11 protein-coding genes are annotated in these 12,623 nt (G+C 63.2%); 3 read left to right on the top strand and 8 right to left on the bottom strand.

Going from position 1 to position 12,623, the window contains the following annotated elements; genetic code table 11:
- Positions 1 to 24: 24 nt before the first annotated feature.
- From AB4Y97_RS05770 to AB4Y97_RS05795, 6 genes are all read right to left on the bottom strand, one after another.
- Positions 25 to 648, bottom strand: coding sequence for a 2OG-Fe(II) oxygenase (locus AB4Y97_RS05770; protein WP_441998066.1), 624 nt, complete (start codon positions 646 to 648; stop codon positions 25 to 27).
- Between the two features lie 194 nt (positions 649 to 842).
- Entirely contained in the window at positions 843 to 2,366 is a 1,524-nt protein-coding gene (ppx, locus tag AB4Y97_RS05775; RefSeq protein ID WP_441998067.1) for an exopolyphosphatase, read from the bottom strand.
- A gap of 1 nt (position 2,367) precedes the next feature.
- A complete protein-coding gene (locus AB4Y97_RS05780; protein WP_441998068.1) occupies positions 2,368 to 4,692 on the bottom strand; it encodes an RNA degradosome polyphosphate kinase in 2,325 nt (774 codons plus the stop codon).
- Positions 4,679 to 5,371: a hypothetical protein gene (locus tag AB4Y97_RS05785; RefSeq protein WP_441998069.1), complete on the bottom strand. Its 693-nt coding sequence runs from the start codon at positions 5,369 to 5,371 to the stop codon at positions 4,679 to 4,681. Before AB4Y97_RS05785 ends, AB4Y97_RS05780 begins: the two co-directional genes overlap by 14 nt.
- Complete coding sequence (locus AB4Y97_RS05790; RefSeq protein WP_441998070.1) at positions 5,364 to 6,485, bottom strand: AI-2E family transporter; 1,122 nt, start codon at positions 6,483 to 6,485, stop codon at positions 5,364 to 5,366. The genes AB4Y97_RS05785 and AB4Y97_RS05790 overlap by 8 nt, the downstream gene beginning before the upstream one ends.
- A 24-nt stretch (positions 6,486 to 6,509) precedes the next feature.
- Positions 6,510 to 7,040, bottom strand: a complete 531-nt coding sequence (locus AB4Y97_RS05795; protein WP_441998071.1) for a CDP-alcohol phosphatidyltransferase family protein — start codon at positions 7,038 to 7,040, stop codon at positions 6,510 to 6,512.
- Positions 7,041 to 7,261: 221 nt separating this feature from the next.
- Here AB4Y97_RS05795 and AB4Y97_RS05800 point away from each other — a divergent pair, with 221 nt between their 5' ends.
- The 3 genes from AB4Y97_RS05800 to purN all read left to right on the top strand — a co-directional run bounded on the left by AB4Y97_RS05800 (position 7,262) and on the right by purN (position 9,732).
- Complete coding sequence (locus AB4Y97_RS05800) at positions 7,262 to 7,882, top strand: hypothetical protein (RefSeq protein ID WP_441998072.1); 621 nt, start codon at positions 7,262 to 7,264, stop codon at positions 7,880 to 7,882.
- Positions 7,883 to 8,017: 135 nt separating this feature from the next.
- Complete coding sequence (gene purM, locus AB4Y97_RS05805) at positions 8,018 to 9,085, top strand: phosphoribosylformylglycinamidine cyclo-ligase (RefSeq protein ID WP_441998073.1); 1,068 nt, start codon at positions 8,018 to 8,020, stop codon at positions 9,083 to 9,085.
- A complete protein-coding gene (gene purN, locus AB4Y97_RS05810; protein WP_441998074.1) occupies positions 9,085 to 9,732 on the top strand; it encodes a phosphoribosylglycinamide formyltransferase in 648 nt (215 codons plus the stop codon). Before purM ends, purN begins: the two co-directional genes overlap by 1 nt.
- Before the next feature lie 184 nt (positions 9,733 to 9,916).
- On the opposite strand, the gene AB4Y97_RS05815 is transcribed toward purN, so the two are convergent.
- Together AB4Y97_RS05815 and AB4Y97_RS05820 are read right to left on the bottom strand one after the other, a co-directional pair.
- Complete coding sequence (locus AB4Y97_RS05815; protein ID WP_441998075.1) at positions 9,917 to 10,279, bottom strand: hypothetical protein; 363 nt, start codon at positions 10,277 to 10,279, stop codon at positions 9,917 to 9,919.
- 115 nt (positions 10,280 to 10,394) lie between these two features.
- Complete coding sequence (locus AB4Y97_RS05820) at positions 10,395 to 12,506, bottom strand: molybdopterin-containing oxidoreductase family protein (RefSeq protein WP_441998076.1); 2,112 nt, start codon at positions 12,504 to 12,506, stop codon at positions 10,395 to 10,397.
- Positions 12,507 to 12,623: the final 117 nt, after the last annotated feature.

The raw sequence follows: 12,623 nt of genomic DNA on the forward strand, positions 1-12,623 counted from the left end.
CCGGTGCCTTTCGGCCGGAGCCTTTTACCGTCCGAAGATGCCCTTGAAGAACTGGGCCATCTTGTTGTTCTTCTTCTTGCGCTCCACGTCGGCCTGGCTCTTGACCCAGGCAATCTGGACGACGCGGCGCTCGCCGACGAAGGGGCGATGGCCGTGCCAGGAATTGTCGGCGCGGAGGAAGGCGAACATGGTGCCCATGGTCGGCGGAACTTCCAGCGCATAGGGCTCGAAGTTCTGGCCGTCATAGAGAACGCGCAGGCGGCCACCGTCGTCCTGGTTCCACTCGTCGTTCATGTAGACCAGCATCGTCATGACCTTGGACGGGCCGTCCGTGTGGATCGCGCCGTATTTGGGCTGCGAGCGCTTCATGATGGTGGTCAGGCGGGGATATTGGTGCAGGTCCTGGCCGAACTTGCGGGAAAGCTCTTCCGTCAGCTCCGGGCCTTCCAGCTCCTCGATCAGAGTCTTGAAGCGGCCATGCATCTGAACCTCGTCCACGGTGAGGTAGCCGGGCTTCGTGATTTCCGGAAAATCGCGCTTGAGATCGCCGATGACGTCCGCTTTCAGAATGTTGTCCGTGAGCAGAAAATCATAGGGCTCACTCGACCGCTTCGCATTGCGGACGGCATTCAGATCGATGGTTTGCATGAAGGAGACTCCCCTAGCCGTAAGGCGCCGATTTTCTATCTTAGTTAGAATAAAACGTCATCACATGCCAGCCACGCCTTCATCGATATCGATGAGACCAATGTCGAAAGCCTCCATCGGACCCAAGACGCGATGAAACAGCACGGCTCCCAAAATCCCTGAAAAATCAGGTGGTTTAAGCTCGAAGCCCGCATTCAGGAGACTTCGATGACCGGTTCCAGGTTGAGAAGCTTGGCCAGGGCCCGGACGCGGCCGACAAGCCGCTCGTTGGCAAGATCGGCCATGTGGCGCGGCAGGCGCAGCACCACGCTTCTGCCCTGCGCGGTCAGGGGCGTCTGTGGCAGAACGCCCTCCATGGCCACGGAAACGGGATAGGCCACGCGCATCATGGCGGCTAGCAGGCGGGCGCGCTCCATGAGCCTGGACCCGGCCAGGGCCTTGATCCGGGAGCCCACCTTGTCCGGGGAAAGGCCCTCATGGCGGAAGAAGATCGACAGGGCGAGATAGGCGCGGCCCGGATGATCGAGGCCGACGAAGGCGCCATAGGCGATCAGGTTCAGGCTCTGCTCGCCGCGATAATCCGGATGCGCCCGCCAGCCGATATCGGCGAGGAGGCAGCCCGCATGGCGAAGATGCTGCTCGTTCTCGGTCTCGGGCAGGCCGACCGAATCGATGAACCGGCTCGTCCATTCCCACAATTCCTCCCCGTGGCGGGGAGAGCGGGAGCGGAGCAGGTTGAGATCGCTCGCGGCGGTCAAGAGCGGGTCGAGCCGGCGCGTTTCCGGGTCGAGTTGGTCGTAAAGCAGGCCCTCGCGCACGCCGAGAGCCGAGATGGCGATTTCCTTCGGCTCGCCAAGACGGATGATCTCTTCCAGAAGCATCGCCCCATAGGCGAGAAGCGGGCGGCGCGCCTCGGAGATGCTCTCGATATCCTTCAGGGTCTTGGCATCGGCCTCTTCCACGAGATGCAGGAAGTCCAGGCCGTCCTCCGGGTTGATGATGTAGTTGTGCATGATGTGCAGCGGGTAATCCGTCACGGCCTGATGCAGCCGCGCGAGGGCACGCCACGTGCCGCCGACCGCATAGAAGGTCCGGCCATGGAGCTGCTCCAGATGCCCGGCGGCCCGCTCCAGGGAGGCGCGAATGATCTTCTGCGCCTTTTTCACGGAGCCGCCGCTCAGGTCCTGCAGGGCGAGTCCGCCGAGAGGCATGGTGACGCCCTCCCCGACCAGCGCGCCTTGCACGTCCACCAGTTCCAGGCTGCCGCCGCCCATATCGCCGACGAGGCCGTCGGGTTTGTAGAAGCCCGAGACGACGCCATAGGCCGAGAACAGCGCCTCCTTGGCGCCGGAAAGAAGCTGGATCCGGCATCCGCAGGCCTGTTCGGCCGCCGCGAGAAAGTCGGGACCGTTGGTGGCGTCGCGCGCGGCGGCGGTGGCCAGCACATAGACCTCGGCCACATCCATGGTTTCGCAAAGCACCCGGAAGCGGGAGAGCGCCCTCAAGGCCCGCTCGACGGCATCGTCATCGAGGCGTCCCGTGGTCGCCACATGGCGTCCGAGGCCGCAGAGCACCTTTTCATTGTAGATCGGCGTCGGAGCCCGGGACAGGCCTTCATAAGCGACGAGGCGGACCGAGTTCGATCCGATGTCGATGATGGCGACCGGGCGGCCGATCTTGAGCCGTCCCTGCGCCTCGCTGCGCTCGACGAGGACCATGTCAGCGCTGCCCGCGCTTCGCGAGCGCCTTGGGGCTCGACGTCTTCAAGGACTTGCCGCGGCCCGACAGGCTCGGATTGGTCATGAAATACCTGTGTGCGTTGAATGGCTCCTCGCCCTTGGCCAGGACGATTCTCCGGCTCGTGCCATCGGGGAGGACCATCCAGCTCTGCTCGTTGTCGAGCAGATTCGCCAGCATGATCTGGTCGAGAACCTGCTGATGGACGGTGGGATTGAGGATCGGCAGCAGCGCTTCGACACGCCGGTCGAGATTGCGCGGCATGAGATCGGCCGACGAGATGTAGACATGCGCCTTCGGATTCGGCAGCGCGTGCCCGTTGCCGAAAGCATAGATACGGGTGTGCTCGAGGAAGCGACCGATGATGGATTTGACCCGGATATTCTCGGACAACCCCTTGATGCCGGGACGCAGGCAGCAGATGCCGCGCACGATCAGATCGACCTGCACGCCCGCGGCGCTGGCATCGTAGAGGGCATCGATGATGACGGGATCGACGAGCGAATTGCACTTGCCCCAGATCGCGGCGGGACGCCCGGCCTTCGCATGGGCGATCTCCTCGTCGATATGCTGGAGCAGGCGCTTCTTCAGGGTCAGCGGAGATACGGCCATGCGCTCCAGCTCGGCCGGCTCCGCATAGCCGGTCACGAAGTTGAAGATGCGCGACACGTCGCGTCCGATCGCCGGATCGGCGGTGAAGAAGGACAGGTCGGTATAGATGCGCGCCGTGATCGGGTGGTAATTGCCCGTGCCCACATGGCAATAGGTGATGAGCTGCCCGCCCTCGCGCCGCACCACCATGGACAATTTGGCATGGGTCTTCAGTTCGATGAAGCCGAACACCACCTGCGCGCCGGCCCGTTCGAGATCGCGCGCCCAGCGGATATTGGCCTCCTCGTCGAAGCGGGCCTTGAGCTCGACGAGCGCGGTGACGGACTTGCCCGCCTCCGCAGCCTCGGCGAGCGCCGCCACGATGGGTGAGTTCGACGACGTGCGATAGAGCGTCTGCTTGATCGCGACCACATTCGGATCCCGCGCCGCCTGATGCAGGAACTGCACCACCGCATCGAAGGATTCGTAAGGGTGGTGGACGATGATGTCCTTCTCGCGGATCGCGGCGAAGCAATCGCCGCTATGCTCGCGGATCCGTTCCGGAAAGCGCGGATTGTACGGTTTGAACTTGAGATCCGGCCGGTCGAGGCTGACCAGCTGCGATAGCTCGTTCAGCCCGAGCATGCCCTCGACGACGAACAGCTCGTCCTGGGCGATCTCGGACTCCTCCACCACGAATTGCCGCAGATCCTCCGGCATCGCCGCTTCGACTTCGAGGCGGATCACGCTGCCGCGTCGGCGGCGCTTGAGCGCGGTTTCGAAATGCCGGACGAGATCCTCAGCCTCTTCCTCGACCTCGATATCGGAATCGCGGATGACGCGGAAGGCTCCCTGGCCCTGCACATTGTAGCCGGGGAAGAGACGGCTGGTGTAGAGCACGATCATCTGTTCGAGGGCGATGAAGCGAGTTGCGCCCGTCTCCGCGAAATCCGGCAGGCGGATGAAGCGCTCAGCCCGCACCGGCAGGCGGATCAGCGCGTTGAGCACCTTGCCGTCGCTCTGGCGCACGAGTTTCAGCGCAATCGACGAGCCCAGGTTGGGAATGAACGGGAACGGATGTGCCGGATCGATGGCGAGCGGCGTCAGGACCGGAAAGACGTGGTTGAGGAAGTAATCCTCGAGCCAGGAAGCCTCGGGCTTGGTCAGGCCGCTTCCGTCCACGAGCACGATGCCTTCGTCCTGTAAGGCCGCCCTCAATTCCCGCCAACGCTCCTGCTGGTCGGAGGCGAGCTTCGAGACTTCGACCGCGATCTTCGCCAGTTGCTCCTGCGGGGTCAGCCCGTCCTGGGAGGTCGTCGAAACGCCCGACCGAACCTGTCCGCGCAGGCCCGCGACGCGGACCATGAAGAACTCGTCGAGATTGTCCGCCGAGATCGACAGAAACCGCAACTGCTCCAGCAGCGGATGATTTCGGTTGGCGGCCTCCTCCAGCACACGCCGGTTGAACTGGAGCCAGGAGAGTTCCCGGTTGATGAAGCGCTGCGGAAACTGGCGCAGGATCGCCCCGTCGAGCTCGATATCCGGTGGCGCCTTGGGCGCCGGGACCTCGCTAACGATTTCGGACTCGTCCAATACCAAGGCGTTGCGCACGTCATTCTCCGCCAGCTTCTGGGAAGTCCGTTTTGATTTGGACTTCGTGACGGTTTCACGACGGTTCGGTGACAGGGTCTTCACGTCGTCTTCACTCGATCTCATCCGCGTCCTGGATGGCCCCTAGGATTTCAGCAGCAATGGCGCGAGAAACGCGACGTCCCCGACTGAGGGCCTCCTTGTCGAGAAGCGTCACCAGTTCGGCCGCCTTCGCCAGCGACCGTTCGATCCGCAATGCAATGTAATCGACAACGCTGGTATCGACCACGAGTTGCCGGTCGACGAACAGCTTGACCAGAACCGCCTTCAGGAGCGCGTCGTCCGGCGCGTCGAGGGACACGCTCGTGGCGAGGCGCAGCCGGGAAAGCAGATCCGGCGTCTTCAATCCCCAGCGATCCGGAGGCGTCGATGCGGTCAGCAGCACGAAGGCCCGCTTCTCCCGCGCCAGGTTGAGCAGGTGGAACAGGGCGGCCTCGTCCCGGTCGGCCCGATCGAAATCCTCGATGGCGAGGGCGCCGTTGGAGACGAGATGCGGGACCTTGTCCTGCGTCACCTCGAAGGCGTCGATGGTCCAGGCATGGGCCGTCGTCGCCCAGATCGCTGCCAGATGGCTCTTGCCGCTGCCGCGCGGTCCATTGAGCAGGAGAACCGTGTCCGGCCATTCGGGCCAGTTCTCGATCATGGCATAGGCATGCTCGTTCGACGGGCTGACGAGAAAATCCTCCCGCCCGAAGCGCGGGTCGAGCGGCAGGTCGAAGGCGAGCTGCTTGGGAGCTTCACGCATCGATATCGATCCGCGGCTTGTCGGCATCGGCCCGGGGCATCAGGATCACCGGCTCGGTGCCGCGATAGATCGGGCTCGCCAGATATTGCTGCAAAGCGAAGCGCGCGACGACGCCGATGGCGGCGGCGAGCGGCACCGCCAGCAGCAGCCCGACGAAGCCGAACAGCGCGCCGAAGGCGAGCAGCGCGAACATCAGCCAGACCGGATGCAGGCCGACGGATTCGCCGACGAGTTTCGGGGACAGGATGTTGCCCTCCACGAACTGGCCGAAGACGAAGATGCCCAGCGTGGCGAGGATCATGGTCCAGTCCGGCCAGAACTGGACGATGGCGACGCCCATGGACAGGATCAGCCCGGTGAGCGAGCCCACATAGGGGATGAAGCTCAGGACGCCGGAGGTCATGCCGATCATCGCGCCGAAGTTGAGGCCGATGAGAGTGAGCCCGACCGCATAGAACGTGCCGAGGATCACGCAGACCATGGCCTGTCCCCGCACGAAGCCCGCGATGGCCCGGTCGATGTCGCGGGCGATGGCGCGCACATTGTCGCGCTGCTTCATCGGCATCCAGGAATCGACCGTCGTGACCATGCGGTCCCAATCGACGAGCATGTAGAAGGCTACCACCGGCGTGACCACCAGCAGGGAAAAGATACCGAGCAGCGCCTGCCCGCCGGACCAGAGCGATTGCAGAAAGGCACCGAGCCAGGCGATGCCCTGGCTGATCAGGTTGCCGGCGGAGGTCTGCATCTCGGACAGCGCGCTCGACCCGCCCAGCCTTTCGACCAGGGGACCGCCCTGCTCCACCGCCAGCTGCTGCAGCCGCGCCACATAGCTCGGGAGCTTCTCGACGAAGGCGCCAACCTGCTGCGCGGCGATCGGAACCAGGATCATGAGGGTGACGATGAAGATCAGGACGAACAGGATCAGGATGACGAGGCTCGCGCCAAGACGTCCGATGCCGAGACGCTGCATCCGGTCCGCCAGCGGATCGAGCAGGTAGGCCAGCGCGAAGCCGGCCACGAAGGGCAGAAGGATGGTGCGCAGGGCAAAAAGCAGCGCCACCATCACCACGAGGGCCACGATCCAGAATCCGATCTGCCGTTGGATCGTCATACCTTGCTCATATCTCAAGTCCGTTCAGCCCGTCATGTGCCGCAGCCATCCTCCGAGATAGGCACCGGCGGAGGCTATGGTCAAGGCGGCCACGGCCAGCATGGCGGCTTCCTCGAACCCGCCAAGGTTGAGCCCGAAGGCGTTGGCCGCGAGCGCGAAGGCGGCAAAGGCGATCTGGGCCCCCGTATTCAGCTTGCTGACGAGAAGCGGCTTGATCGCAACCGGGCGATGCATGACCCAGGACAGGAGCACCGCTGCGACGATCATGGCGTCCCGGGACACCACGACGATGGCAAGCCAGCTCGGGATCGCCCCTACTAAAGCGAGGGTGACATAGATCGAGACGAGAAGCGACTTGTCGGCCAGCGGGTCGATATAGGCTCCGAACTCGCTCTGCATGTTGAAATGCCGGGCGATAAAGCCGTCCACGGCATCGGAAATCCCGGCCACCACGAACAGAATGAAGGCCGCAGCCCACCTCTGCTGCATGATCATGACGATCAGGATCGGGACGATGATGAGCCGGGCGATGGTGATGAAGTTCGGAATGGTCATCGATAGGAATGATGGCGTCTTAAGGCCGGGAGTTCAATGTCAGGTTGGGGAGTGCTGGGATAAGGGGGAATAGCAGGAAGCCCTTGCGTCCCCGGCAAGGGGGAGGAAGCCATACGCTCTCGCGCAGAAGCGACGCAGAAAGGCGAATTGGATCGCCCGCTTGCCCCCTCAAGGCACTTCATCCATGCTTACGTTATCGCATTTCAACCAGCGGAGCCCCCATGATCGGCCGGTCCATTGCCAGCCTCGGAAGCGTTGCAGCCCTTATCCTCCCCCTTCTGGTGCTCCCGACCTTGCCGGCCTCCGCTTGCACAGGAAAAGGCTTTGACGAGCTAGAATCGTCTCGAATGATCGAAGGTTTCCCTTTTCCTGACGCGATCAAAGGCCTGCCTCGTGGAAAAATGCGAAAGTACACATGTGTTCGGAGTGGGGAAAGTTTCAGCGTTCGATACGGCGATGAGAAACGTGATTGGGCGGACGTAATCGTTTCTGATCGTGTCGCAGATATTCCACGCGCGGGACAAATGTCTATCGCGTTGGAAATCGAGCTGAGGATAATAGAACTCAAGCGCAAATTAGGCAGCGATGAGAAAGTGGCGATTCTAACAAAGCAGATTGGAGCCAAAACTGCCTCCATGCAGCTTTCTCACACCTATGACGGCGTCGAACACCAATCGTTCAGCTTCGTGATGGTGATACGGAAGAAAATCGTCAAAGTCAAATACACGACGGTCAAACGGGAAAACGCTGCAAGGAGAGCAAATGCGTTCCGGGACTACTATTTCGCCCGCCTGAAGGCTGCGTCCAAGACAAAGCCGCGCCTCAATGCGCAGTCTACCTGAGGTCGGGCACCGCTCCCCTTCGGCGGGCAATGACAAGTGCAATACCATACCCCAGGATAACGCCACAGGCATTGCGCAAAGCCCCTTGCCTCCGGCCCCCTCTCGCCTTACTGCCCCAGCAAACAGGGTATGCCGATGACCGAGAAACTGAAGAACGGCCTCACCTATGCGCAGGCGGGTGTCGATATCGACGCGGGCAATGCCATGGTCGATCAGATCAAACCCCTGGTGCGCGCGACGCGCCGGCCCGGGGCCGATGCGGAAATCGGCGGCTTCGGGGGCCTGTTCGACCTCAAGGCCGCAGGCTTCAAGGATCCGATCCTGGTGGCCGCCAATGACGGCGTCGGCACCAAGGTGAAAATTGCCATCGATACGGGCATCCACGACACGATCGGCATCGATCTCGTGGCCATGTGCGTGAACGACATCATCGTCCAGGGCGCCGAGCCTCTGTTTTTCCTCGATTATTTCGCGACCGGAAAGCTGGAGCCCGAGGTTGGCGTCGCCATCGTGAAGGGTATCGCCGAAGGCTGTCGGCAGTCCGGCTGCGCACTGATCGGCGGCGAAACCGCCGAAATGCCGGGTCTCTATGCACGCGGCGATTACGATCTCGCGGGCTTCGCCGTGGGCGCCGCCGAGCGTGGGACGCTGCTGCCGAAAGAGGTCAAGGCGGGCGATGTGCTGATCGGCCTGCCCTCCTCCGGCGTCCACTCCAATGGCTTTTCGCTTGTCCGACGGATCGTCGAGGCCTCCGGTCTACCTTGGGACGCGCCAGCCCCCTTCGCAGCAGGTCGCACCCTCGCCGAGGCCCTTCTCACGCCGACCCGGCTCTATGTGAAGCCCCTTCTCGCAGCCCTGAAGGCCACGGACGGCATCAACGCGCTCTGCCACATCACCGGCGGAGGCTTCCCGGACAACATTCCGCGCGTCCTGCCCGAGGGAGTCGGCGTGCGGCTCGACCTCGACGCCATCCCCGTCCCGTCTGTTTTCGGCTGGCTGGCCAGCACCGGAGGCGTCGCCGAAGCGGAGATGCTGCGCACGTTCAATTGCGGCATCGGCATGATCGTCGTCGCCACGGCTGACAGGGTGGAGAGCGTCATGCAGGCCCTGCGCGAGGCAGGCGAGAACCCGGTCCGCATCGGCGAAACCATTGTCCATGCGGGTAGCGAACAGGTCCAGACCACGGGACGTCTGAAGCTCTGATGACCCGTCGCCGCATCGCCATTCTGATTTCCGGGCGCGGCTCGAATATGGTCTCGCTCATCGAGGCCGCGTGCTGCCCCGATTATCCGGCCGAGATCGCGCTGGTTCTGTCGAACCGCCCGGATGCAGGCGGCCTCGAGCGAGCCAGGGCCTCGGGAATCGAGGCGCTCGCCATCGACCATAAGGCCTATTCCACCCGCGAGAGCTTCGAGCAGGCTCTCGATGCCGCCTTGCGCGAGCGCGATATCGACTTCATCTGCCTTGCCGGCTTCATGCGGGTGCTGACGCCCTGGTTCGTGGAGCGCTGGGCGGGCAGGATGGTCAATATACACCCCTCCCTCCTGCCGCTCTTTCGCGGCACGCACACCCATCAGCGGGCGTTGGAGGAAGGCGTTCTGGTGCATGGCTGCACCGTACATTTCGTCGTGCCGGAATTGGATGCGGGCCCCATCGTCGCCCAGGCCGTCGTGCCGGTCGTGCCCGGCGATACGGACCACATGCTTGCAGCGCGTGTGCTGGCGCAGGAGCACGTGCTCTATCCGCAGGCCCTGCGCATGATCTGCGATGGCCGCGCACGGTTAGAGGGCGGGCGCGTGGTCTTCGCTGAAGGATGGAGCGCAGAGGGCTCACTGCGCTCGCCGGGTTGAGGCAACGCCCCTCTTGTCATTCCGGGGCCGCCAGAAGGCGGAGCCCGGAACCCATGGCCGCAGATGGAACAGAATATGAAGCAGCGGCTATCGTCGCGCCTTATTCGTGCCTGTCAGCATTTATGGGTTCCGGGCTCTCGCTGACGCTCGCTCCGGAATGACAAGGGCGAGCAATACTCGACACTTACAATATCGGCCGCTGCAACTTGCAGGAATCGATCGCGCCGAACGCCTTCGCGCGGGCGCCGTCATTGAAGACGCCAGTATCGCGATAGGCCTGCACCTCGTCGGTGCTCATGGCGCGCATGGTACGGCCCGCATAGCAATCGCATTTGCGGGTCAGGGAGAACTCGCTCACGTTCTGGATCTTCGCTTGCGTCACGGTGCAGGCCTGGCGCACGCGGGCCTGCAGCTCGGTCATGCTCGCCGTCTTCAGGGCTGGATCCGGCTCGTACATGGTCGGCGTGTTGGAAGCGGCAGCAAGGGCGGCGGTAGCGGTAGCGACGATGGCGGCGGCAGCCAGCACCGAGCGGAAAACAGCTCTCATGGGAACTCCTGGAGGAACGAGATGATGATCAAGCTTAAGGATAGGCTCGTCCCGGCAGGGTCAAGGGGTCGTCGAGAATAGTCTTAAGACTTAGCCAATAGTGGGCTCTGTCCATTTACCCAGGCGTGGAAAGATTGGCCGTCACCTTCTCCAGAGCAACCCGATTGTCGTGGAAGGCGGCTCCGCCATAGGGCGCGACCTGATCGGCTCCCGTGAGCGTATTGATGCCACGGCCATGGGGATGCGCCGCGTTCGGCCAGATGCCTTCGGCGATCAGCACGCCGCGCCGAACGCCCTCGAAGTACCGGGCGCGCAGATATACCTCGCCGCGGCGGTTCTTCAGCTTCACCCAATCCCCATCCGCAATACCAAGCGGCTCCGCATCGCGCGGATGGATCATCACCTCGGGGCGTCCCTCCTTGGCCTGCGAGGTCGGAGTCTCGTTGAAGGTGGAGTTGAGGAATTGCCGGGCCGGGCTGGTGGCGAGGCGGAAGGGATGCTCATCCGTCGCCTCTTCGATCACCGCCCAATGGTCCGGAAAGGACGGAATCTCGCTCCACGGCCCCATCGGGCCGTTATTGCCGGAGGGCACCTTGGTCCAATCGGGCCTGAAGCGGAACTTGCCGTCCGGATAGGCGAAGCCGTCGAGATAATGCGCCTGCCTGAAATCGGGCTGCGCATCGATATGAACCTGCTTCTCCAGGTTATCGATCGAGCCCCAGCCGGAATTCTGCAGCGTCCAGTCGATCAGCTCGCGCGGCTCCATGTCGAAGCCGCGATGCTGCGCGCCGACGCGCCGCGCGATCTCGCGGACCACCTCGTGGTTCGTGCGGCATTCTCCGGGCGGGTCGACAAGCCTGGGGCCGAGCTGGAAATGCTGATGCCCGCCGCCGGAATAGAGATCGTCATGCTCCATGAACATGGTCGCGGGCAGGACGATATCGGCCATCAGCGCCGTCTCGGTCATGAACTGCTCGTGCACGCAGACGAATAGGTCTTCGCGGGAAAACCCCTGCTTCACCAGATCCTGCTCCGGCGCGACGGAGACGGGGTTGGTGTTCTGGATCAGCATCGCCTTGATCGGCGGGCCGTCATAGAGCGCCTGCCGGTCGCCGGTGAGAACGCGGCCGATCTGCGATTGATCGAGCCGGCGGATCGTCGTGTCGGCGGCATCGTGCCCTTCGATCAGCGCCTTGTTCCAGTGATAGATTGCACCGTTGTTGTGAAAGGCGCCGCCGCCTTCGAGTTGCCACGCACCCGTTACCGCCGCGATGCAGGAAGCGGCGTGCATGTTGATCGAGCCGTTGCGTTGGCGCCCGAACCCGAAGCCGAGGCGGAAATAGGTGCGCTTCCTTTCCCCGACGAGTTTCGCGAAAGCCTCGATCTCCTCGACCGGCAGCCCCGTGATCGCCGAGGCCCATTGCGGATCGCGGCTCTGTAAATGGGCTTCCAGCTCGCGCGGATGATCGGTGTAGCGTTCGAGATAATCCCAGTCCGCGTAACCGTCGCGGAACAGCACATGCATCACCGCGCAGGCGAGCGCGCCGTCCGTGCCGGGGCGCAGAAGAAGCGCCATGTCGGCCTGCTTCATCGTCGCGTTCATGTAGATGTCGATGGCGACGATCTTCGCCCCGCGCTCCTTGCGGGCGCGCATGGCGTGGGTCATCACGTTGACCTGGGTGTGCACCGCGTTCGTGCCCCAGATCACCACGCAATCCGACAAGGCCATCTCGCGCGGATCGGGCCCGGCGAGTTTTCCGGTGCCAGCTACGTAGCCGGTATAAGCGGTGGCGGTGCAGATGGTGGAATACTGGCCGGAATATTTCTTGACGTTGCGCAGGCGATTGATGCCGTCGCGCATGACGTAGCCCATGGTGCCCGCATAGTAATAGGGCCATACCGATTGCGCGCCGAAATCGTTCTCCGCTTCGAGGAACTTCTGCGCGACGATATCGAGCCCCTCATCCCACGAGATGCGTTCGAACCGGCCTGATCCCTTCGGGCCGGTGCGCTTCATGGGGTGAAGCAGACGGTCGGGATGGTGAATCCGTTCCGCATAGCGCGCCACCTTCGCGCAGATGACGCCCGCCGTGTAGTTGTTGGCCTTCGCCCCATGAACGCGCCCGATGGTGCGCCCCTCGATCACCTCCACGTCGAGCGAACAGGTCGACGGGCAGTCGTGCGGGCAGACGGAGGTGCGGCGTTCGATGCGGGGAGCTTGATTCATGGCGGCGCATCATGACGGATGAAGCGGAAAACGAAAAGGCCGCCCGAGGGCGGCCTTTAAACATGTTTTCAGCCCTGACTAGCATCCCCCTCATCCTGAGGAGCGGCGAAGCCGCGT

This window comes from Microvirga sp. 2TAF3 (genome assembly GCF_052114965.1).
Classification (GTDB): domain Bacteria; phylum Pseudomonadota; class Alphaproteobacteria; order Rhizobiales; family Beijerinckiaceae; genus Microvirga.

What these genes read in the sequence shown, in the direction of transcription:
- AB4Y97_RS05785 (WP_441998069.1), bottom strand. Translation starts at nt 5,371, where the DNA reads ATGCGTGAAGCTCCCAAGCAGCTCGCCTTCGACCTGCCGCTCGACCCG.
- ppx (WP_441998067.1), bottom strand. Translation starts at nt 2,366, where the DNA reads ATGGTCCTCGTCGAGCGCAGCGAGGCGCAGGGACGGCTCAAGATCGGC.
- AB4Y97_RS05790 (WP_441998070.1), bottom strand. Translation starts at nt 6,485, where the DNA reads ATGACGATCCAACGGCAGATCGGATTCTGGATCGTGGCCCTCGTGGTG.
- AB4Y97_RS05780 (WP_441998068.1), bottom strand. Translation starts at nt 4,692, where the DNA reads ATGAGATCGAGTGAAGACGACGTGAAGACCCTGTCACCGAACCGTCGT.
- purN (WP_441998074.1), top strand. Translation starts at nt 9,085, where the DNA reads ATGACCCGTCGCCGCATCGCCATTCTGATTTCCGGGCGCGGCTCGAAT.
- AB4Y97_RS05770 (WP_441998066.1), bottom strand. Translation starts at nt 648, where the DNA reads ATGCAAACCATCGATCTGAATGCCGTCCGCAATGCGAAGCGGTCGAGT.
- AB4Y97_RS05800 (WP_441998072.1), top strand. Translation starts at nt 7,262, where the DNA reads ATGATCGGCCGGTCCATTGCCAGCCTCGGAAGCGTTGCAGCCCTTATC.
- AB4Y97_RS05820 (WP_441998076.1), bottom strand. Translation starts at nt 12,506, where the DNA reads ATGAATCAAGCTCCCCGCATCGAACGCCGCACCTCCGTCTGCCCGCAC.
- purM (WP_441998073.1), top strand. Translation starts at nt 8,018, where the DNA reads ATGACCGAGAAACTGAAGAACGGCCTCACCTATGCGCAGGCGGGTGTC.
- AB4Y97_RS05815 (WP_441998075.1), bottom strand. Translation starts at nt 10,279, where the DNA reads ATGAGAGCTGTTTTCCGCTCGGTGCTGGCTGCCGCCGCCATCGTCGCT.
- AB4Y97_RS05795 (WP_441998071.1), bottom strand. Translation starts at nt 7,040, where the DNA reads ATGACCATTCCGAACTTCATCACCATCGCCCGGCTCATCATCGTCCCG.